Origin of the sequence: Janthinobacterium sp. JC611, from assembly GCF_018682595.1 — a bacterium.
Taxonomy (GTDB): domain Bacteria; phylum Pseudomonadota; class Gammaproteobacteria; order Burkholderiales; family Burkholderiaceae_D; genus Janthinobacterium.
In genome coordinates, this window is record NZ_JAFLJN010000015.1 from 1 (window position 1) to 20,054 (window position 20,054).

Annotated in this window: 20 protein-coding genes; 12 read left to right on the top strand and 8 right to left on the bottom strand. The window is 62.1% G+C overall.

Translation table 11 applies throughout. The annotated features are described in order from the left end of the window. Nucleotides 1-370: 370 nt before the first annotated feature. Nucleotides 371-1,207 carry a MipA/OmpV family protein gene (locus tag J0O65_RS10965; protein WP_215406709.1) on the bottom strand — a complete coding sequence of 279 codons (837 nt, stop codon included), beginning with the start codon at nt 1,205-1,207 and terminating at the stop codon, nt 371-373. After that, nucleotides 1,204-1,581, bottom strand: coding sequence for a hypothetical protein (locus tag J0O65_RS10970; protein WP_215406711.1), 378 nt, complete (start codon nt 1,579-1,581; stop codon nt 1,204-1,206). Before J0O65_RS10970 ends, J0O65_RS10965 begins: the two co-directional genes overlap by 4 nt. A 133-nt stretch (nt 1,582-1,714) precedes the next feature. On the opposite strand from J0O65_RS10970, the gene J0O65_RS10975 reads away from it, so the two are divergent. The 3 genes from J0O65_RS10975 (at nt 1,715) to J0O65_RS10985 (ending at nt 4,976) form a co-directional block, all read left to right on the top strand. After that, nucleotides 1,715-2,809, top strand: a complete 1,095-nt coding sequence (locus tag J0O65_RS10975) for a type II asparaginase (protein ID WP_152252267.1) — start codon at nt 1,715-1,717, stop codon at nt 2,807-2,809. 120 nt (nt 2,810-2,929) lie between these two features. After that, entirely contained in the window at nt 2,930-3,781 is an 852-nt protein-coding gene (locus J0O65_RS10980) for an MOSC domain-containing protein (protein WP_215406713.1), read from the top strand. A 34-nt stretch (nt 3,782-3,815) separates the two neighbouring features. Then, complete coding sequence (locus tag J0O65_RS10985) at nt 3,816-4,976, top strand: GGDEF domain-containing protein (RefSeq protein ID WP_215406714.1); 1,161 nt, start codon at nt 3,816-3,818, stop codon at nt 4,974-4,976. Here the strand turns inward: J0O65_RS10985 and J0O65_RS10990 are convergent, their stop codons facing one another. Next, nucleotides 4,977-6,956, bottom strand: coding sequence for a monovalent cation:proton antiporter family protein (locus J0O65_RS10990; protein ID WP_215406716.1), 1,980 nt, complete (start codon nt 6,954-6,956; stop codon nt 4,977-4,979). A gap of 84 nt (nt 6,957-7,040) precedes the next feature. On the opposite strand from J0O65_RS10990, the gene J0O65_RS10995 reads away from it, so the two are divergent. The 8 genes from J0O65_RS10995 (at nt 7,041) to J0O65_RS11030 (ending at nt 13,755) form a co-directional block, all read left to right on the top strand. Then, on the top strand, nt 7,041-8,075 hold the full coding sequence (locus J0O65_RS10995; protein ID WP_502793557.1) for a KpsF/GutQ family sugar-phosphate isomerase: 1,035 nt from the start codon (nt 7,041-7,043) through the stop codon (nt 8,073-8,075). Further along, the gene (locus J0O65_RS11000; protein WP_077398943.1) at nt 8,075-8,608 is read left to right on the top strand and encodes a KdsC family phosphatase; all 534 of its coding nucleotides are present in this window, start codon (nt 8,075-8,077) and stop codon (nt 8,606-8,608) included. The genes J0O65_RS10995 and J0O65_RS11000 overlap by 1 nt, the downstream gene beginning before the upstream one ends. Nucleotides 8,609-8,650: 42 nt before the next feature. After that, entirely contained in the window at nt 8,651-9,262 is a 612-nt protein-coding gene (gene lptC, locus J0O65_RS11005; RefSeq protein ID WP_251373667.1) for an LPS export ABC transporter periplasmic protein LptC, read from the top strand. 25 nt (nt 9,263-9,287) lie between these two features. Beyond that, nucleotides 9,288-9,869, top strand: a complete 582-nt coding sequence (lptA, locus tag J0O65_RS11010) for a lipopolysaccharide transport periplasmic protein LptA (protein WP_215406720.1) — start codon at nt 9,288-9,290, stop codon at nt 9,867-9,869. After that, nucleotides 9,869-10,624, top strand: a complete 756-nt coding sequence (gene lptB / locus J0O65_RS11015) for an LPS export ABC transporter ATP-binding protein (RefSeq protein WP_215406722.1) — start codon at nt 9,869-9,871, stop codon at nt 10,622-10,624. The genes lptA and lptB overlap by 1 nt, the downstream gene beginning before the upstream one ends. Nucleotides 10,625-10,628: 4 nt before the next feature. Beyond that, complete coding sequence (locus J0O65_RS11020; RefSeq protein WP_215406724.1) at nt 10,629-12,107, top strand: RNA polymerase factor sigma-54; 1,479 nt, start codon at nt 10,629-10,631, stop codon at nt 12,105-12,107. A 69-nt stretch (nt 12,108-12,176) separates the two neighbouring features. Then, nucleotides 12,177-12,536, top strand: a complete 360-nt coding sequence (gene hpf, locus J0O65_RS11025; protein ID WP_215406726.1) for a ribosome hibernation-promoting factor, HPF/YfiA family — start codon at nt 12,177-12,179, stop codon at nt 12,534-12,536. A gap of 133 nt (nt 12,537-12,669) precedes the next feature. Then, nucleotides 12,670-13,755: an enoyl-CoA hydratase/isomerase family protein gene (locus J0O65_RS11030; RefSeq protein ID WP_215406728.1), complete on the top strand. Its 1,086-nt coding sequence runs from the start codon at nt 12,670-12,672 to the stop codon at nt 13,753-13,755. A 123-nt stretch (nt 13,756-13,878) separates the two neighbouring features. On the opposite strand, the gene rapZ is transcribed toward J0O65_RS11030, so the two are convergent. The 5 genes from rapZ to ilvA all read right to left on the bottom strand — a co-directional run bounded on the left by rapZ (nt 13,879) and on the right by ilvA (nt 19,142). Further along, complete coding sequence (gene rapZ, locus J0O65_RS11035; RefSeq protein ID WP_099665687.1) at nt 13,879-14,742, bottom strand: RNase adapter RapZ; 864 nt, start codon at nt 14,740-14,742, stop codon at nt 13,879-13,881. A gap of 148 nt (nt 14,743-14,890) precedes the next feature. Next, nucleotides 14,891-15,826, bottom strand: coding sequence for an HPr(Ser) kinase/phosphatase (hprK, locus tag J0O65_RS11040; protein WP_034753337.1), 936 nt, complete (start codon nt 15,824-15,826; stop codon nt 14,891-14,893). Nucleotides 15,827-15,862: 36 nt separating this feature from the next. Then, nucleotides 15,863-16,345: a PTS sugar transporter subunit IIA gene (locus J0O65_RS11045; protein ID WP_071079718.1), complete on the bottom strand. Its 483-nt coding sequence runs from the start codon at nt 16,343-16,345 to the stop codon at nt 15,863-15,865. Nucleotides 16,346-16,681: 336 nt separating this feature from the next. Then, complete coding sequence (gene queF / locus J0O65_RS11050; RefSeq protein ID WP_215406730.1) at nt 16,682-17,524, bottom strand: NADPH-dependent 7-cyano-7-deazaguanine reductase QueF; 843 nt, start codon at nt 17,522-17,524, stop codon at nt 16,682-16,684. A gap of 82 nt (nt 17,525-17,606) precedes the next feature. Next, nucleotides 17,607-19,142 (bottom strand): threonine ammonia-lyase, biosynthetic, encoded by a 1,536-nt coding sequence (gene ilvA / locus J0O65_RS11055; RefSeq protein WP_215406732.1) that lies wholly within the window; start codon nt 19,140-19,142, stop codon nt 17,607-17,609. A gap of 201 nt (nt 19,143-19,343) precedes the next feature. On the opposite strand from ilvA, the gene J0O65_RS11060 reads away from it, so the two are divergent. Beyond that, on the top strand, nt 19,344-19,835 hold the full coding sequence (locus tag J0O65_RS11060; RefSeq protein WP_215406733.1) for a YqaA family protein: 492 nt from the start codon (nt 19,344-19,346) through the stop codon (nt 19,833-19,835). The last annotated feature ends 219 nt before the right edge of the window (nt 19,836-20,054 follow it).

Genomic DNA, 20,054 nt, shown 5'->3' on the forward strand with positions numbered 1-20,054 from the left:
AATGCCCGGACATATGCCCTCCGATATCGTAGCCCGCGCAGTCGCCGGAAATTTGCATTGGGATTCCCGTGGCCGGCTTAAGAGTGGAAGAGGGCAGGATATCCCAGTGTTGCTCTTGGGGAAATATTTCAGGAGAAACATGCTCGTCAATTTTTTGTATAGCCTTGGTGAAAGTGGGTACGTTAGTGAGTACAGAAGAGGAAAGTGTGTATATTTTTTCAATTAAATCAATGATATATGATCAAACTTTCTGTTCAACGTCTAACTTCCCACACGCGCTTCGCGCGGGCTGCAAGAAACCCTGCAAGTCTTTGATTTGCAGGGTTTTTTATTGCCCGGATAGCCAGCATGCCTGCAATCGGACGGTGTTCTAGTCCTCGCGGCCCCGTGCCAGGCTGCTTGAACGTTGCCAGGTCCACATCAGGCCGATGCCGGCCGAGGTGCCGCTGTTCTGGCGCAGCAGGGGGCTGGCGCGGTTGGCGGCGCCTGAGTAGTTGTCGTAGCGCAAGAATGCGAAGGCGCGCCAGTCCCGCTGCAGCCGGTACGAACCGCCCAGGCCCAGCCGCGTGAGCATCAGCCCGCTTTTTGCCGCATACGCGGGGCGCTGGCCGGTGGCAAGCGCGGGGCTGACGCCATACAAGTAATCGTTGATGGCGGCATTGCCGAATACGGCGCCCAAGCTGGCATCGACATGCCAGGCCTGCTGCTCGCCTTGCAGCGCGTAGACAAGGCGCGGCTCGAACGTGGCGCCCTGGCGGCGCAGGCCGCCGCGCGCTTCGATGACGGCGCGTAAGGGCAGTTCCAGCCCCAGGCGGCTGTGTTGCGTCGGCTCGGCCAGCTTGATTTTCAGGCGCGGGCCAAATTCCACCAGGGTACCCAGATCCGGCATGCCGCGCCGGGCCGGCACGTCGCTGGAGCGCGCCGGCAAGGACAGGGCGAACCCGATATCGAGGTCGAGACGGTCCGTGTCGAGCAGGCGTGCGCCCACGCCGGAGCGGTCGGCGCGCAATACTTTTCCGCGATAAATCAGATAGGGCAGGGCCAGCTTGCGCGTCGAGCGTTCGCCGGCGCCCGGATAGGCGGGCGTGACGGCCGTGCCGCCAAACACGCCCGCTTCCCATAAGGGCAAGGCCCGCTCGGCGGCAAGTGCCGGCGCCATGGCGGCGAAGAGGGGGCCGGCGGCCAGCAAGGCGCGTGCGATGTTCATGGCCGGACTCCGCAAGGCTTGCCGACTGGCAGCGCTTCCAGGTCCGTCAAGGCGTCCGCTTTCTTTGCCAGCGCGTTGGCCTGGCGGAAATGAAATGCGGCCGCGTCATGGCGGCAGGCGGCGCTGGCGGTGCGTCCCGCCTGGTAGTGCAGGCGGGCTTGCCAGGCAGCATCGCCATGACCGAGTTCCGCATTCTCGGCCGCGGCCGCGTAGTTGCGCATGGCCCGCTCCCAGTCGCCCTGCCCGGCCGCCTCCCGCGCGAACTGTTCCTGCTGCGCCGCCGTGCGCAGTTCGATTTGCGTCGAGCAGGCGCCCAGCGCCATCAGGACGAGCGGCAGGATGCGGCAAGCGCGGAAGGGGCGTAGTGTGGGCATGGCGCCACTCTAGCGCATCGGCAGGCGCGCACGTTTGCGCGATACGCATGAATTCGGGATTTGCGCCGGCATGGATGACATATAATTTGCACACGACTTTGTTATTTTTGACAGTACACCTCACGGGAGCACCATGTTTTCACGCAAATTCCATTCTTGTGCACAGCTGATGCTGGCTACCTTGCTGATGGGCTTTATCGCCGCATCTCCGGCGCGCGCGCAGCAGGCGGCCGTCAAATTGCCGAATGTGGTGATTCTGGCCACGGGCGGCACGATCGCCGGCAGCGGCGCCGACAGCACCACCACCGTCGGCTACACCTCGGCCACCGTGGGCGTCGAGCGCCTGATCGCCGCCGTGCCGGAACTGAAAAAAGTGGCCAATGTGAAAGGCGAGCAAGTGTTCCAGATCGCCAGCGAAAGCATGGGCAATAGCCACTGGCTGGCCCTGGCCAAGCGCATCAACGTGCTGCTGGCCTCGAACGATGTCGATGGCGTGGTCGTCACGCACGGCACCGACACCATCGAGGAAACGGCGTATTTCCTGAACCTGACCGTGAAAAGCCACAAGCCGGTGGTGGTGGTGGGCGCCATGCGTCCGTCGACGGCCATCTCGGCTGACGGCCCGATCAACCTGTACAACGCCGTGATGCTGGCCGGCAGCAAGGAAGCCGTGGGCAAGGGCGTCTTGGTGGCCTTGAACGACCAGATCAACGCCGCGCGCGAAGTGACCAAGACGAACACCTCGACGACCGACACCTTCAAGTCGCCGGAACTGGGCATGCTCGGCTACATCCAGGGCAGCAAGGCCTTCTTTTACCGCCAGTCGACGCGCAAGCACACACTGGAATCGGAATTTGACATCAGCAAGCTCGACGCTCTGCCGCAAGTCGATATCGTGTATGGCTACGCCAACATGAACCGCGTCGGCATGGACGCCTTCATTGCCGCCGGCGCCAAGGGCATCATCCACGCGGGCGTGGGCGATGGCAGCGTGGCCGCGCAAATGAAGCCGGCCCTGGTGGAAGCGCGCCAGAAGGGCGTGCTGATCGTGCGTTCGAGCCGCGTCGGCCAGGGCATCGTGGCGCGCAATGGCGAGGCCAACGACGATGAACTCGACAGTGTCGTGTCCGACACCCTGAACCCGCAAAAAGCCCGCATCCTGCTGATGTTGGCCTTGACCAAGACGAATAGCACGCAAGAAATCCAGCGTATTTTCTACACGTATTGATCACTGCCGCGCCAGGCCAGCCTCTTTGGCTGAGCCTGGCCGATTTACGCTTGCCGTCTTTGCTGCCATACTGCGTTTCTGAATAACTTCCTGGCAGAAGTTGCAATACTGCCCCGGCCCATGGCTATCCTGTCCGACATCATTCTGTACCCCATCAAATCCTGCGCCGGCATCCACCTGCGCGAGGCGGTCCTGACGCGTTCAGGGCTGATGAGCGAGCACGTGTTCGACCGCGAATGGATGGTGGTGGACGAGCACGGCCGTTTCCTGACCCAGCGCGAACATCCGCGCATGGCGCTGATCGTGCCGTCCATCAAGGCCTCCACTCTGGAATTGCGCGCGCCGGGCATGCTGCGCCTGGAAATCGAGCTGGGCTTGCCGCATCCGCAACTGGCGCCCATGCTGGACGTGCAAGTGTGGGACGATAGCGTGCGCGCCTACGATTGCGACGAGGTCACGGCCACCTGGTTTTCCAACGCCATCGGCGTGCCGTGCCGCCTGGTGCGCTTTCACCCGGACGTGGTGCGCGCCACCAGCACCACCTGGACCGATGGCGTGGCCGCCTCGACCATGTTTGCCGATGGCTACCCCGTGCTGATCGCCGGCAGTGCCTCGCTGGACGATGTCAATGACAAGCTGCGCGCCGCCGGCCGTGAAGCGCTGCCGATGAACCGTTTCCGGCCCAACCTCGTGATCGGCGACATCGGCGCCTTCGAGGAAGATTACGCCGACTTCCTGCAATTTGGCGCCACCGTGTTAAAACCCGTCAAACCGTGCTCGCGTTGCCCGATCCCGTCGGTGGACCAGGCCACGGGCGTGCCTGGACCGGACCCGCTCGACGTCATGCATGGCTATCGCGCCAAGCCCGAGCTCGACGGCGCCATCTGCTTCGGCATGAACGCCATCGTCACCGAAGGCGGCGACGAGCGTATCGTGGTGGGGCAGGATATCGGTTTCGAACTGGCATTTTAAGCATGGCGCCCGTACAGAAGGGTTTAAGGTTTCTATGAATCAAGCAATACCGCCGGATCCGCGCATTGCCAGCCTCGAAGCCGAAAACCAGGCCTTGCGCGCGCGCATGGCTTTCCTGCTGGAACAGGTCGAGCGCAACCACGACATCATGTGCCGCCACCAGGCGTTCGACCTGGAAATCGTCGGCGCGTCCACGTTTCCCGAACTGATCGGCACCATCTTCCGCACCCTGCCCGTGATTTCCGACCTCGACGGCGTCACCTTGAGCCTGCTCGACGAGGATGACGATATCGTGCTGGTGATGGAAAAGCTGGGCGTCGATTTCAGCGCCTTTCCGCAGTTGCTGTTCGTGCATGCCGTGGCGGAGCTGGGGTTTGCACCGCCGGCGCCCGTGGCCGAGGGGGAAGCGGCCTTGCCGCCGTTGCCGCTGCTGGGTGCCTTCGATGCGGCCGTGCATGGCCCGCGCTTTCCGCAGATCGACGTTCCCCTGCGCAGCGTGGCGCTGGTGCCCTTGCTGCGCAACAAGCGCCTGATTGGCAGCCTGAACCTGGCCAGCGGCGACGTGACCCGCTTTACGCCCGCGCTCGGCACGGATTTCATCAAGCACATGGCGTCCATCATCGCCATTTGCCTGGAAAACGTGATCAGCAATGAAATGTTGAAATACATCGGCTTGACCGATTCCCTGACGGGCGTCTACAACCGCCGCTATATCGACCGCCGGCTGCTGGAAGAGATCGCCCGCGCGCGGCGCCAGAATTATTGCATTTCGTGCATGTACATCGACATCGACCATTTCAAGCTGGTCAATGACACCTATGGTCACCAGGGCGGCGATGAAGTGCTGCGCGAAGTGGCCACGCGCATCCGCACGGAATTGCGCCGCTCCGATGCGCTGGGCCGCTTCGGCGGCGAGGAATTCGTCGTGCTGCTGATCGACGCCGACCTCGACAGCGCGACCTTCGTTGCCGAACGCATCCGCGCCAGCATCGCCGGCACCATGTTTGATTTGCCGGGCAGCGCGCAGGCGTGGGTCAGCGTGTCGATCGGCGTGGCCAGCCTGGAAGCGGACGCGGCCCTGCTGCCGATCGAAACGGTGGCGCAGCAACTGGTGGCGCACGCCGACCAGGCCCTGTACCAGGCCAAGGCCGATGGCCGCAACAAGGTCGTCAGCTGGCAGGCGCAGCCAGGCTGATTATTTTAAGAGCAAAGTTTCCGCTTTGGCCACGGCGTCGGCCGTGCCGCGCAGCACCACCACGTCGCCGCTGATCAGCTGCGTCTCGGGGGTGACCTCGAGGCGGTCGCGGCCACGGCGGATGGCCGTCACGAACGCGCCGCAGCCGGCCACGTCGATCGCACTCAAGGGCAAGTCCACGCAGTGCGCGCCCTCGCTGACGGTGACCGTATGCAGGCGCTCCAGCTCGGCATCGTCGCCCGCGTCGCTGGAACCGTGGAAATAGCCGCGCAGGGATGCATAGCGTTCTTCGCGTGCCGCCTGCACCCGGTGCACCACGCGCCGCAGGGGCACGCCCATCATGATCAGCGCGTGCGAAGCGAGCATCAGGCTGCCTTCCATCAATTCCGGCACCACTTCGGCCGCACCCGCCTTCTTCAACTGGTCGAGGTCGCTATCGTCGTGGCTGCGCACGATGACGGGCAAGGTCGGTGCCATTTCATTGAGTAAATGCAATAACTTCAGTGCCGAAGGCGTGTTGGCGTAGGTGATCACCACGGCGCTGGCCCGATAGATGCCGGCTGCCACCAGGCTTTCGCGCCGCCCCGCGTCGCCATATGAGACGTGGGCGCCGGCCAGCTGCGCTTCCTGCACCCGTTCCGGGTCCAGGTCCAGCGCGTGGTATTCGATCTTTTCTTCCGCCAGCAGGGTGGCCAGGCTTTGCCCGCTGCGCCCGAAGCCGGCGATCAGCACGTGTTTCTGCGACGCCATGGTGCGCGTGGCGATCTTGGTCAGCGCCAGCGATTGCATCATCCAGTCGTTGGCCGCCAGTTTCATGACGATGGCGTCGGACTTGGCGATGAGGAAGGGCGCCACCAGCATCGACAGCACCATCGAGGCCAGCACCACCTGCACGACGAACGGGTCCATCAGCTTGATGCCGCCCGCCAGGTTCAGCAGCACGAAGCCGAACTCGCCCGCCTGCGCCAGTCCCAGCCCCGTGCGCAGGGCCACGCCGTTGCTGGACCCGAACAGCCGCGCCAGGCCAGCGATGAGGGCGAATTTCAGCAGCACGGGGCCGCACAGCAGCAGCAGGACCAGCCACCAGTTGTCGAGCACCACGCGGATATTGAGCAGCATGCCGACGGTGATGAAGAACAGGCCCAGCAGCACATCGCGGAAGGGCTTGATATCCTCTTCCACCTGGTGCTTGAATTCCGTCTCGGAAATGAGCATGCCGGCTACAAACGCCCCCAGGGCCAGCGACAATCCTGCCCGTTCCGTGATCCAGGCCGCGCCCAGCGTGATCAGGAGCAGGTTGAGCATGAACAATTCCTGCGAGCGGCGCTTGGCGACGATGGTCAGCCAGCCGCGCACCATCTTCTGGCCGATGAACAGCAGCAAGATCAGCACGACCAGGGCCTTGCCGCCGGCCCAGGCCAGGGTTTCGGCCAGGTTGTCCGAATCGCGTGTGAGGGCGGGAATGAGGATCAGCAGGGGCACGACGGCCAGGTCCTGGAACAGCAGGATGCCGATGATCTTGCGGCCGTGTTCGCTTTCCAGTTCCAGCCGCTCCGTGAGCATTTTGGAGACGATGGCCGTCGACGACATGGCCAGCGCGCCGCCCAGGGCGAACGCGGCTTGCCAGCTCAGGTGGATGTAGGCGGACAGATAACGGGCGACGAACCAGCCGAAGACGACGGTGGCGATGATGGTGGTGACCACCTGCGCCAGCCCCAAGCCGAAGACGATGCGCCGCATGGCGAGGAATTTGGGAAGCGAGAATTCGAGCCCGATGGAAAACATCAGGAAGACGACGCCGAACTCGGCCAAGGTGTGGCTGGCCTCGTTTTCCGCCGCCAGGCCCAGCGCGTGGGGGCCGATGACGATGCCGACGGCCAGGTAGCCCAGCATGGGTGGCAAATGCAACATTCTGAAAGCGACCACGCCCAGCACGGCGCTGCCGAGTAACATCAGGGTCAGTTCAAGCGAGGAAAACATGGGTTGCCCGGTGCGGTCAATGGAAATCGTTGTTTGTTGTGACTGGCAAGTTTTTTGCTTTCCTAATTCGTTTATACTTTGGGCATGAGTGTAACCCATGAAAAAACAATGCTGAAAGCTTTTGATCGAATTGACATGCAAGCGATGACCGAGCGCGCCGTCGCGCTGGCCCGCACCACCTTGCAGATCGAGTCCGACGCCATCAACGCCCTGCACGCGCGCCTGGCCACGGACGACAGCGTGGGCCGCGCCGTGGCGCTGTTGCTGCAATGCAAAGGGCGTGTCGTCGTCTCGGGCATCGGCAAGTCCGGCCATATCGCGCGCAAGATTGCCGCCACCCTCGCTTCCACCGGCACGCCGGCCCTGTTCGTGCATCCGGCCGAAGCGGCCCATGGCGACCTGGGTATGGTCACCTCGGACGATGCGTTTATCGCCATCTCGTATTCGGGCGAATCGTCGGAACTGATGGCCATCATGCCCGTCGTCAAGCGCATGGGCGGCGTACTCATTTCCATGACGGGCAAACCGAACTCCAGCCTGGCCCAGCTGGCCGACGTGCACCTGGATATTTCTGTTGAGAAAGAAGCCTGTCCGCTGAACCTGGCGCCGACGGCCAGCACCACCGTCACCCTGGCCTTGGGCGACGCGATCGCCGTGGCCTTGCTCGACTTGCGCGGCTTCAAGGAAGAAGATTTTGCCCGTTCGCATCCGGGCGGCGCCCTGGGCCGCCGCCTGCTCACCCACGTGCATGACGTCATGCGCAGCGGCGAACGGGTGCCGAAGGTGCCGGTGGACGCCTCGCTGCTGCAGGCGCTGGAAGAAATGACGAAGAAGGGCATGGGCATGACGGCCGTCGTCGATGCGGACGACCGTCCCGTGGGCGTGTTTACGGATGGCGATTTGCGCCGCATGTTCGAGCGCGTGCAGGATTTCACGCAAGTGGCGATCCGCGACGTCATGCATGCGCAGCCGCGCAGCATCGCGCCCGAACGCCTGGCCGTCGACGCCGTGGCCGTGATGGAGCAGTACCGCATCAACCAGATGCTGGTCGTCGATGCCGACGGCAAGCTGGTGGGCGCGCTGCATATCCATGACCTGACGCAAGCGAAGGTGATCTGATGGACAGCGTGGCGGATAACCTGGCGCGCGCGGCCAAGGTCAAACTGATGATCTTTGACGTCGATGGCGTGCTCACCGACGGCAGCCTGCATTTCGGCCCGGACGGCGAGATGATGAAAACGTTTAATGTGTATGATGGCCTGGGCATCAAGCTGCTGCAGGAATCGGGCGTGCAGACGGCCATCATCAGCGCGCGCCGCTCGGCGATCACGGCGCGCCGCGCGCAAGACCTGGGCATTACCCATGTGCACCAGGGCGGCCATGACAAGCTGACGCCGTTTCGCGAACTGCTGGCGCTGACGGGCTTGACGGAAGAACAATGCGGCTATATCGGCGACGACGTCATCGACGCGCCCATCCTGAAGCGCGTCGGCTTTGCCGTCAGCGTGCCGGGCGGGCGTCCGGAGGCGCAGGGGCTGGCGCACCATGTGACGCAGGCCGGCGGCGGCCGCGGCGCGGTGCGCGAGATCTGCGAATTCCTGCTGCGCGCCCAGGACAACTATGCGCGCGTCATGGCGCCGTTCCTGGAGTGAGGCGCGCCGCCTCGCCAGTGACCTTTGAAAGAGTGAAGCCCTATGCGTAAGCCAGGAGGCGCCCATCGCTGGCGCATGATTTTTACCATGCTGGGCGCGGTTGTCGTCGCGCTGGGCAGCTTCTGGCTGCTCGAGGTGATGAACAAGAACAGCCAGGACATCACGGCCAGCAAGCATCTGGATGAGCCCGACTATTTCATCACCAATTTCAGCATGGTGCGCATGGATTTGACGGGTAAACCCAGTTATATCGTCTCGGGCACCAAGCTCACGCATTATCCGCTGGACGATTCGTCCGATATCGACCAGCCTTTCGTGCGCAAGCTCACGCCCGGCATGCCGCCGTTGAACATGCATGCGGAACTGGCGCATATCGACCAGGACAATACCCGGCTGCAACTGCACCGCAAGGTCGTGATCGACCGCGTGGCCAGTCCGAAGGCGCAGAACCTGACGGTCAGGACGGAAGCGCTGACGGTGTTCCCGGACGAGGAAAGAATGGAAACGGACGTGCCTGTCGATATCCTGACGGGCGCCTCGCGCATCAATGGCATCGGCATGAAGGCCAATAACGCCACCGGCGTGGTGGAAGTGCAGAATGCGTTGCGCATGGTCCTCCCGCCGAAACCGCGCCCGGCCGCGGCGGCAAAATGACAGAATGAAACAAGGAAACCATATTATGAAGAACATCTTGCTGTTGACCGTATTTTCTCTGGCCATGACAGGCGTGGCGCATGCCGAGAAAGCCGATTCCGAGAAGGAAGCCGTCATCACGGCGCGCAGCGGCCATGTCGACGACGTCAAGCAGGTGCGTACCCTGACGGGCGACGTCGTGCTGGTCAAGGGCACCCTGACCATGAAGGCGGGCCGGGCCCTGATCACGGAAGACCCGCAAGGCTACCAGTTCATCACCTTCTGGGCCGATCCCGGCAAGCTGGCCACCTTCCGCCAGAAGCGCGATGGCGCGGGCGACCTGTGGGTCGAGGGCGAAGCGGAGCGCGTGGAGTACGACAACAAGACGGAAGTGGTGAAACTGTTTTCCAAAGCCAAGCTGACGCGCCTGGAAGGCACGAAAGTGACCGACGTGGCCAATGGCGCCTTCATCTCGTATGACAGCCGCAAGGAAGTGTTTGCGATGGAAAATTCCGACAGCGGCACCAGCACCGCCGATGGCGGCAGCGTGCGCATGGTGATCCAGCCGAAGACCAAGGCGCCGGCGGCGGAGAAAGCGCCGGCCACGCCTGCGCCAGGAAAGAAATAATGGACAATACTCGTTGCGGCAGCACCCTGATCGTTCGCGGGCTGCAAAAAACCTATGGCAAGCGCCAAGTCGTGCATGATGTCTCGCTGCAAGTCGAATGCGGCGAAGTGGTGGGCTTGCTGGGCCCGAACGGCGCCGGCAAGACCACCTCGTTCTACATGATCGTCGGCCTGGTGCCGTCGGACGGCGGCAGCATCGACATCAGCGGCGTGGACATTTCCAGCCTGCCGATCCACCGCCGCGCGCAGATGGGCCTGTCCTACCTGCCGCAGGAAGCGTCCGTCTTCCGCAAGCTGACGGTGGAAGACAATATCCGCGCCGTGCTGGAAATCCAGACCGTCGAAGGCCGACCGTTGACGAAGGCCGAGATCGATGAGCGCCTGGATAAACTGCTGGCCGACTTGCAGATTGAAAAGCTGCGCGAGAACCAGGCCCTGTCGCTGTCCGGCGGCGAGCGGCGCCGCGTGGAAATCGCCCGCGCGCTGGCCACCGATCCCCGTTTCGTGCTGCTCGACGAACCGTTCGCCGGCGTCGATCCGATCGCCGTGATCGAGATCCAGCGCATCGTGCGCTTCTTGAAGGAGCGCAATATCGGCGTGCTGATCACCGATCATAATGTGCGCGAGACGCTGGGTATTTGCGACCGTGCCTACATCATCAACCAGGGCTCGGTACTGGCGTCGGGACGCCCCGACGACATCATCGCGAACGAGTCGGTACGCCGGGTCTATCTGGGCGAACACTTCCGCATGTAAGCCAATGAAACAATCATTGCAGCTGCGCACTTCGCAGCACCTGGCACTGACGCCGCAGTTGCAGCAATCGATACGCCTGTTGCAATTGTCTACCCTGGAATTGCACCAGGAGTTGGAGCAATTGCTGACGGACAATCCCTTGCTCGAACGCCTCGACGATCCGCTCGACCGTTCGCTGCGCCTGCTGTCCGACGGGGCCTTGAGTTCCACGGCCGCGCCGGCCGAAGCGCCGCCCCAGCCGCCAGGCCAGGAGGCGCCCGCGGCGCCGGCCGAAGCGGAGGCGTTTGACGGCGAGGCCGGTGACGGCCCGGCCGCTGCGGACGGCGGCGACAGCGACTGGAGCGAGGCGAGCCGGGGCAAGGCGCCCGACGACGAAGATTCGCGCCCGCAACTGGAGGCCCATCACTGCACCCTGCGCGAGCACCTGATGGAGCAGATGCGCGTGACGGTGCTCGAATTGCGCGACCGCGCGCTGGTCGAGCTGATCATCGATGCGCTCGACGACAATGGCTACCTGGAAGAGTCGCTCGACGACATCCTGGCGCGCCTGCCGGAAGAGCTGGAAATCGACGCCGACGAGATGCGCACGGCCTTGTCGCTACTGCAAAGTTTCGATCCGCCCGGCGTGGGCGCGCGCAATGCGTCCGAATGCCTGGCCCTGCAAATCAAGCGCTTGCCGCACGTTGCCATGGTGACGCGGCGCATGGCCCTCGTCATCGTGGAAAAGCACCTGGCCTGGTTTGCCCAGCGCGACTTCAACAAGCTGAAAAAAGCCCTCGATTGCGACGATGAAGACTTGCGCGAGGCGCAGACGGTGATTCGCCAGTGCAATCCGCATCCGGGCGCCGTATTCGCCTCGGACGTGTCCGATTACGTGGTGCCTGACGTCGTCGTCAAGCGCGCGCGCAATGGCTGGCAAGTGACCCTGAACAACGACGTCATGCCGCGCCTGCGCGTCAACGCCATGTACGCCAACCTGCTCAAGCAGGGCAAGGGCGAGGGCGCCATGGGCGCGCAGTTGCAGGAAGCCAAGTGGCTGATCAAGAACATGCGCCAGCGCTTCGACACGATCCTGCGCGTGGCGCAGGCGATAGTAGAAAGACAAAAGAACTTTTTCTCGCATGGGGCCGTTGCCATGCGTCCCCTTGTGCTCCGTGAAATAGCTGATACACTGGGTTTACACGAGAGTACTATCTCGCGGGTAACAACTCAAAAGTACATGCTGACCCCGCACGGCATGTTCGAGTTGAAATATTTCTTTGGTAGCCACGTCGCCACCGAAGCGGGGGGCGAAGCGTCATCGACGGCGATACGGGCATTGATCGTGCAACTGACAGGAGCAGAAGACCCTAAAAATCCTTTATCCGACAGTAAGATTGCGGACATGCTGGGGGAACAAGGCATGGTGATTGCGCGACGTACTGTTGCCAAATACCGGGAAGCATTAAAAATTCCGCCAGTGAGCCTGCGTAAGTGTTTGTAAGTTTTTTTCGGTTCCTCTGCGGGCCGGATACGATGGACCGCACGAACCCGATCATCTTTAGGAGTGTGTATGAATCTCACCATCAGCGGACATCATCTCGAAGTGACACCAGCCATCCGTGAATACGTACAAACGAAACTGGAGCGCGTGAAACGTCATTTCGATCAAGTCATCGATATCGCCGTGATTCTGACCGTGGATAACCTCAAAGAGAAAGAAAAACGTCAAAAGGCCGAAGTCAACCTGCGTCTGAGTGGCAAAACTGTCTATGTAGAAAGCTTGGCGCACGACCTGTATGCCGCCATCGATACCCTGATCGACAAGCTGGACAGGCAAGTGATGAAGTACAAAACCAAAGTGCAAGGGCACGGTAAAGAGGCGATCAAGCATCTGCCAGACAGCTCGGAAGAAGAATTCGCCGCCGCCTGAGCGGGCCGCGACTTTCAACTGGCTGTGATCAACTAAGGGCGCACATCTTGCGCCCTTTTTTGCGCCCAGCGGAACGCAATGTTCCCCGCGCAGGCGCTAGAATGTTTGCACTTTCACTTCTTTCCTGCCTGCCATGAGCGACTTCGTCCAGACCTCCATCCGCCACCGCACCGGGCACATCGTGCTCGACCGTCCCAAAGCCTTGAATTCCCTGTCGCTGGACATGGTGCGCACCCTCAGCGCGGCCCTGCTGGCCTGGCGCGACGATCCGCAGGTGGACGCCGTCGTCATCCGCTCCAGCAGCGACAAGGCCCTGTGCGCCGGCGGCGACATCCGCTTCTTTTACGATGCGGGCCGGGCCACGCCGCAAGGCGGCAGCGCCTTGCTGGAAGATTTCTTCACGGAAGAATATGCTTTAAATCATTTAATTCATTTTTACCCGAAACCGTATATCGCCGTGATGGATGGCGTGGTGATGGGCGGCGGCATGGGCGTGGCGCAAGCTGGGCCCGGCAACCGCTTGCGCATCGTCACGGGCCGCACGCGCATGGCCATGCCGGAAGTCAATATCGGCCTGTTTCCCGACGTGGGCGGCAGTTATTTCCTGTCCCGCCTGGCCGGTCAGCTGGGCCTGTACCTGGGCTTGACGGGTTTGACGATCAACGCGGCCGATGCCCTGTACACGGGCCTGGCCGATGTCTACCTGCCCGAGGCGCAGATGGGGGCGCTGCTGGCCCTGTTCGAATCGACGCCGGGCGAGGCCTTGCCGGTGGCCATCAAGGCGCTGGCGGCGCCGTTCCAGGCCGAGGCGGGCGTTTCTGCCCTGGCCACGGCGCGCGCGGCGCTGGACCGCCATTTCGGCGCGGGTTCGGTGGCGGCCATCATGGCCTCGCTGGCGCAGGACGACGGCGCGTTCGCCGCCAAGGCCCTGGCGGCCATGCGCCTGCGCTCTCCCTTGATGATGTCGGTGACCCTGGAATTGCTGCAGCGGGGCGCCCACCTGGGCGTGGCCGATTGCCTGCGCATGGAGCGCACGGTGGTGCGCCACAATTTCGCACATGGCGAAGTGCTCGAGGGCGTGCGCGCGCTGGTGGTCGACAAGGACAATGCGCCGCGCTGGAACCCTGCCAGCCTGGACGAGGTCGACGCGGCCATGGTGGCGCGCTTCTTCGCGCCCGTCTGGCCGGCGCAGGCGCATCCGCTTTATCATCTGAAGTAACAACGCTGGATAAAACCGTAGCGAGCGGAAGGGAGAGGTGGTTGAGAAGCGGAACTGTGCTTTACGCACAGTGAGCATCGCAGACCACCTATACCGACGCGCAGTAGGTTTTATTGGCGTTCTCTAGCTGCGCTCGCGGTGGCGCAAGACCACGCGTTCGTTGGGGCCGAAGTATTGCGCCAGCCGCTCCGCCATGTACACGGAGCGGTGCTGGCCGCCCGTGCAGCCGAGGGCCACCGTCAGGTAGCTGCGGTTGTCGGACTTAAATGACGGCAACCATTTCTCGATGAAGGCGCGGATGTCGGCCAGCAGTTCCAGCGCGCTGGGCTGCGCGTCGAGGAAGGCGATCACGGGCGCGTCGCGGCCGTCGAGGGGGCGCAGCGCCAGGTCGTAATAGGGATTCGGCAAGGCCCGCACGTCGAAGACGAAGTCGGCGTCCAGCGGCACGCCCAGCTTGAAGGCGAACGATTCGAAGAACAGGGTCAGCGGCGCGCGTTCGGAGGCGACGATATCCTTGATCCAGGCACGCAATTTGTTTGCGCTCAGTTCCGAGGTGTCGATCACATGGCCCAGCTGCTCGATGGTCGACAGGCGTTCGCGTTCTTCCGAAATGCATTCGATCAGGGTACGGCGGCTGGCCGGATTCTGGTTCGGACGCAATTCATGCGACAGCGGATGGCTGCGCCGCGTTTCCGAGAAGCGCGCCACCAGCGAATGCGTGGTGGCCGTCAAGAACATGACCTTGACGTCGTGCCCCTGGTCGCGCAGCAGCGCCACATTGTGCGGCAGGCTGGTCAGCGATTCGGCACTGCGCGCATCGACGGCGACGGCCAGTTGCGGTGTACCTTCGTCGAGCAGGGTTTGCACCAGGCTGGGCAACAAGGCCGGTGGCAGGTTGTCGACACAATAGTAGCCGGTATCTTCCAGCACATTGAGCGCGACGGATTTACCGGAGCCGGATATTCCGGTGATAAGGACGATATGCATACGCCGATCATACAATAAAGACCGGCGCTCTGCTCCCAAGGCAATCAGCTTTACAAATTATTGCAATTATTGTTCGCGCATTGCTTGCATTTAATTGTTGCCATTGGCGTCAATGTGGGGTCGGACCCGTCGGGTCGGATCCCGGTAATTAGTCGCCACTCATTGCTAATCTCTGCCGCTCCATGAACTCTTGCAAGGTGTCGATGCCGCGCAGTTGCAAAATCGTATTGCGCACGGCCGCTTCCAGCAGCACGGCGATGTTGCGGCCGGCGGCGACGGGGATGACGACCTTGCGCACGGGCAGGCCGAGCACGTCTTCCGTGGGGAACAGGAAAGGCAGGCGCTCGACTTCCTCTTCCAGCGCATTGCGGCGCACCAGGTGCACGATCAGTTTCAAACGCATCTTGCGGCGCACGGCCGTTTCGCCAAAGATGGCCTTGATGTCGAGCAAGCCCAGGCCCCGCACTTCCAGCAGGTTCTGCAGCAGGGGCGGGCAGCGGCCTTCGATCATGTTGGGCGCGATGCGCGAGAATTCGACGGCGTCGTCGGCCACCAGGCCGTGGCTGCGCGAGATCAGCTCCAGCCCCAACTCGCTCTTGCCCAGGCCCGAATCGCCCGTGATCAGCACGCCCACGCCCAGCACGTCCATGAAGACGCCATGCATGATGATGCGCTGCGCCAGTTTTTTCGACAGGTAGACGCGCAGGAAGTCGATCACTTGCGCGGCCGGCAGCGGCGTGGAGAACAGGGGAATGTTTTGTTCGTCGCAGATGGCGAGGATGTCGGGCGGCGTTTCCAGCCCTTGCGCGATGATCAGCGCGGGCGGACCGCCGGCGATCAGTTCGCCAATCACGTGGGTGCGCGTGTTGACCTTCAGGCGCTGGTAGTAATTGATTTCCTGGTGGCCGAAGACCTGGATGCGGCCCGGATGGATCAGGTTCAAGTGGCCCACCTGGTCGGCGGCCGACGAGACGTCGCCCGAGATCAGGCGCTCGCCGCCGGGGAAGCCGGCGAACCAGCCCAGTTGCAGACTTTCACGATTATCGTCGTACAGGCGTTGTATCGTCAGCGGCGTTTGCAACATGGCGGTCTTCTTCAGGAGTGGAGGAATACCTGAAGTTTAACCCGCCGCTTGCAGACTGGGTTGCCAATTGACGATGCGCGAATGCACGGATTTCGGTTCCGGATCCGTGGCCAGCGCCGTGCGGAAGGCGTCGTCGGAAAACATTTCGGCGATTTCCGACAGGATTTCCAGATGTTGCTGGGTGACATGATCGGGAATCAGCAGGAAAAACAGCAGATTGACGGGCTTGCCATCGGGCGACTCGAACGGAATCGGTTCGGCCAGGCGCACGAAGGCGCCCAGTGGCGCTTTCAAGGTCTTGCTGCCCTTGACCCTGCCATGCGGCACGGCCACGCCATGGCCCAGGCCGGTCGAGCCCAGGCGTTCACGGGCAAACAGATTGTCCGAGACGGTGGAGCGGGCGATGCCGTAATTGTTTTCGAAGATCAGGCCGGCTTGCTCGAAGGCGCGCTTTTTACTGGAGACTTCCAGGTCCAGCAGGACGTTTTCGAGTGATAATATTTTGCTAAGATTAGTCATGACACTCAATGAAATGGTGCAATGCGCAGAGGGCTTGCGAGCCGAATTATAGGCCTGTTTTCGCGGCCTGTAACGCCAATTCTCAACAGTATACGCCCGCTGCGGGCGCAGTGGACGCTACAACCCATGCCGTCATCATTTTAGCAAAAAAATAACGCCGGGGTGTATCGGCTATTTCTTGATGAAAAACACGCGGCGCGCCGGTTTTTCCGCCGCCGAATGCGGATTTTCCGATTTTTCAGCGTCTGTGACATGCTCTGCGGCATTACTGCAACGTTGTTTTAAAACACAGCCAACATTCCTGTTGGCATGGTTTTGTGGTGTTGCGTGCTGGTATTACTGGCGCGCATTGCGCAGATTGCCCGGCATCGCTCCCGTGCTGAAATTGCTGCGCCAGGGATTGATATCGAGGCCGCCGCGGCGCGTATAGCGCGCATACACGGACAGCTTTTGCGGTTTGCACTGGCGCAAGATATCGACAAAGATGCGCTCCACGCACTGCTCGTGGAATTCATTGTGCTCGCGGAAGCCGATCAGGTAGCGCAGCAGGCTTTCCTGGTCGATCTGCGGCCCCGCATACTCGATCTGCACGCTGCCCCAGTCAGGCTGGCCCGTCACCAGGCAATTCGATTTGAGCAAGTGCGAGACGAGTTTTTCTTCCACTGGCGCCTCGTCCAGTGCCGCCTTCAGGAGCAGCGGCGAGGGCGTGTATTGCGTGATTTCCAGGTCCAGGCGGTCCAGCAGCACGCCGTCGAACTCGCCCATTTTCAGCTTGCCGAAATCGTCCTGCAAGGTCAGTTCCACTTGCACGGGCGCGCCGAAACCGTTCGACAAATCCTGTTTCAGCAGGGCCAGCAAGGCTTCCGGGCTGTCCAGTTTGGTCTGGTTGAACGAGTTCAGGTACAGCTTGAACGATTTCGATTCGATGATGTTGGGCGAATCGGCCGGTGCGCTCACCTTGGCGATGGCCACCTGCGGCTTGCCGCGCTGGTTCAGCCACGACAGTTCATACGCATTCCAGATGTCGAGGCCGAAGAACGGCAGAGTGCCGCGCAATTCCAGCTCGTCGCGCTTGCCCTGGCGCGGAATCGGAAACAGCAGTTCCGGCGCGTAATCGGTGCGGTAGGCGGAGCTTTTGCCCAGCGGGGATTGTTCGGCGAGGTCGTTGGTGGTGGTCATGGTCGTGTGGCGTGAATTCAGTCAAGGACGCATGGTAGCCTAATTCCCCCGACGGCGAGTAGGCGCCGCCGGGAGGTGATGCTTAACCCAGGAACAGCTTATAGACGGGATTGCTGCTTTCATCCCAGTAACGGTAGCCCAGGGTATCGAGGAAGCGGGCGAATTCGCCCATCTCGTCGGGTGGCACTTGCAGGCCGATCAGGATGCGGCCCACGTCGCCACCCTGGCTGCGGTAATGGCACAGGGAAATATTCCAGTTCGGCGCCATGCTGTCGAGGAAGCGCATCAGCGCACCGGGGCGCTCGGGGAATTCAAAGCGGTACAGCAGCTCGTCCTGCGCCAGCTGGCTCTTGCCGCCCACCAGGTGGCGGATGTGCGACTTGGCCAGCTCGTCGTGGGTCAGGTCCAGGGTCTTGAATTCATGTTCCTCGAACGTCTTGGCCAGCACGCTGGATTCATGCCGGTCGGCGATCTGGATGCCGACGAAGACGTGCGCGGCTTTTTCATCGCTGATGCGGTAGTTAAATTCCGTCACGTTGCGCGCGCCGATGAGCGAGCAGAAACGCTTGAAGCTGCCCCGCTGTTCGCGCATGGTGACGGCAAACACGGCTTCGCGGAATTCGCCCAGTTCGGCCCGTTCGGCGACGAAGCGCAAACGGTCGAAATTCATGTTCGCGCCGCTGGCGATGGTGACCAGGGTTTCATTGTTGACGGGATGCCTGGTCAGGCTGGCCCGTTCCACATAGGCCTTGGCGCCGGCGATGGCCAGCGCGCCCGACGGTTCCAGGATGGAGCGCGTATCCGTAAACACATCCTTGATGGCGGCGCAGATGGCGTCCGTGTCGACGGTGATGATTTCATCGACATACGCCTGCACCAGGCGGAAGGTTTCCTCGCCGGCCAGGCGCACGGCTGTGCCGTCGGCGAACAGGCCCACGTCGTTCAGGGTCACGCGCTCGCCCGCTTTCAGCGAGCGGGCCATGGCGTTCGAATCGACGCTTTGCACGCCGATGATCTTGATGTCGGGGCGAATCTGTTTCACATAGGCGGCAATGCCGGCGATCAAGCCGCCGCCGCCGATGGGGGCGAAGATGGCGTGGATGGGGCCGGCGTGCTGGCGCAGGATTTCCATGCCGATCGTACCCTGGCCGGCGATCACGTCCGGGTCATCGAACGGGTGCACGAAGGTCAGCTTCTGTTCCTTCTCCAGGGTCAGCGCATGGTTGTAGGCATCGGTATACGACTCGCCGTGCAGCACCACTTCCACGTTCACGCCGCCGCGTCCCTTGACCGCCTCGACTTTCACCAGCGGCGTGGTGGTCGGCATGACGATGACGGCGCGGCAACCCATGCGCGCGGCCGACAGGGCCACGCCCTGGGCATGGTTGCCGGCCGAGGCGCAAATCACGCCGCGCTTGCGTTCCGCTTCGCTGAGCTTGGACATCTTGTTGTAGGCGCCACGAATCTTGAAGCTGAACACGCTTTGCATGTCTTCGCGCTTGAAGTAAATCTGGTTGTTCAGGCGCTGCGACAGGGCAGGGGCCAGTTCCAGCGGCGTTTCGGTAGCGACGTCATAGACGCGGGCGGTCAGGATTTTCTTGAGGTAGTCGATGTTCATAGTCTGCAAGCAAGTGATTCTGGGCCAGAAAGGGTCTGGAGCGTGTCGGGCGATAGCGGCGGCGCCGCGGCGGATAGCCTGGCGACAATAATGCTCTGTGGAACTGCGGGCGGGTATGCCTTTGCCGGCCGGCGCGGATTGTGCGGCGCCCGGGCTGCTCTTCATTATAATGGAGAGCCTTACCGCATCGCGAAGTGTTCCATGATCGAATCCGCAATCGCCTGGCTGCTGCAGCTGATCGCCGCACCGGAAGTCGGGCTGACATCGGTCTTTCTGATCAGCTTTATTTCCGCCACCTTGTTGCCGCTCGGCTCGGAACCGGCCGTCTTTGCCGTCATCAAGGCCAATCCCGCGCTGTTCTGGGCCGCCATCGGCGTTGCCACCCTGGGCAATACCCTGGGCGGCATCGTCGACTACTGGATGGGTTATCGGGCCAAGCAGGCATTCGCCAAGGAGCGCGATACGCGCTGGTTCCGCTGGCTGGCCCGCTATGGCGCCAAGACCATGCTGCTGGCCTGGCTGCCCATCGTGGGCGACCCGCTGTGCACCCTGGCCGGCTGGCTCAAGCTGCCGTTCTGGCCCAGCGTGGCCTACATGGCCATCGGCAAGTGCGCGCGCTATCTCACCATGACGGGCTTGCTGCTATACGTGCCCGATGGCGTATGGCACAGGATTGGACAAATGCTGGCGTAAACGGCAGGCAAACGGGCGTAATGCAACGCCAGTTTGCCCCATTTCTGGGCAGTTCGATAGTTTGTGACCGAGTGCGATTCTTGGCATTTTTGCGTCAAAAAATCATTGAAACTGATTTTTTATTCATGCGAATGTGGGATTTTCCATATTTGCTATGGTGGCCGATGCGGTGCTTAACCCTTAGGCGGCTTAAGGCTGTTCCGGCATGGTGCGGCGCAA

Excerpts from the sequence above, each read along its gene's own strand:
- J0O65_RS10970 (WP_215406711.1), bottom strand. The coding sequence starts at position 1,581 with ATGCCCACACTACGCCCCTTCCGCGCTTGCCGCATCCTGCCGCTCGTC.
- J0O65_RS10975 (WP_152252267.1), top strand. The coding sequence starts at position 1,715 with ATGTTTTCACGCAAATTCCATTCTTGTGCACAGCTGATGCTGGCTACC.
- J0O65_RS10980 (WP_215406713.1), top strand. The coding sequence starts at position 2,930 with ATGGCTATCCTGTCCGACATCATTCTGTACCCCATCAAATCCTGCGCC.
- J0O65_RS11030 (WP_215406728.1), top strand. The coding sequence starts at position 12,670 with ATGAGCGACTTCGTCCAGACCTCCATCCGCCACCGCACCGGGCACATC.
- hprK (WP_034753337.1), bottom strand. The coding sequence starts at position 15,826 with ATGTTGCAAACGCCGCTGACGATACAACGCCTGTACGACGATAATCGT.
- hpf (WP_215406726.1), top strand. The coding sequence starts at position 12,177 with ATGAATCTCACCATCAGCGGACATCATCTCGAAGTGACACCAGCCATC.
- rapZ (WP_099665687.1), bottom strand. The coding sequence starts at position 14,742 with ATGCATATCGTCCTTATCACCGGAATATCCGGCTCCGGTAAATCCGTC.
- J0O65_RS11060 (WP_215406733.1), top strand. The coding sequence starts at position 19,344 with ATGATCGAATCCGCAATCGCCTGGCTGCTGCAGCTGATCGCCGCACCG.
- J0O65_RS11000 (WP_077398943.1), top strand. The coding sequence starts at position 8,075 with ATGGACAGCGTGGCGGATAACCTGGCGCGCGCGGCCAAGGTCAAACTG.
- J0O65_RS10965 (WP_215406709.1), bottom strand. The coding sequence starts at position 1,207 with ATGAACATCGCACGCGCCTTGCTGGCCGCCGGCCCCCTCTTCGCCGCC.
- lptC (WP_251373667.1), top strand. The coding sequence starts at position 8,651 with ATGCGTAAGCCAGGAGGCGCCCATCGCTGGCGCATGATTTTTACCATG.
- J0O65_RS10985 (WP_215406714.1), top strand. The coding sequence starts at position 3,816 with ATGAATCAAGCAATACCGCCGGATCCGCGCATTGCCAGCCTCGAAGCC.
- J0O65_RS11020 (WP_215406724.1), top strand. The coding sequence starts at position 10,629 with ATGAAACAATCATTGCAGCTGCGCACTTCGCAGCACCTGGCACTGACG.
- J0O65_RS10990 (WP_215406716.1), bottom strand. The coding sequence starts at position 6,956 with ATGTTTTCCTCGCTTGAACTGACCCTGATGTTACTCGGCAGCGCCGTG.
- lptA (WP_215406720.1), top strand. The coding sequence starts at position 9,288 with ATGAAGAACATCTTGCTGTTGACCGTATTTTCTCTGGCCATGACAGGC.
- ilvA (WP_215406732.1), bottom strand. The coding sequence starts at position 19,142 with ATGAACATCGACTACCTCAAGAAAATCCTGACCGCCCGCGTCTATGAC.
- lptB (WP_215406722.1), top strand. The coding sequence starts at position 9,869 with ATGGACAATACTCGTTGCGGCAGCACCCTGATCGTTCGCGGGCTGCAA.
- J0O65_RS11045 (WP_071079718.1), bottom strand. The coding sequence starts at position 16,345 with ATGACTAATCTTAGCAAAATATTATCACTCGAAAACGTCCTGCTGGAC.
- J0O65_RS10995 (WP_502793557.1), top strand. The coding sequence starts at position 7,041 with ATGAGTGTAACCCATGAAAAAACAATGCTGAAAGCTTTTGATCGAATT.
- queF (WP_215406730.1), bottom strand. The coding sequence starts at position 17,524 with ATGACCACCACCAACGACCTCGCCGAACAATCCCCGCTGGGCAAAAGC.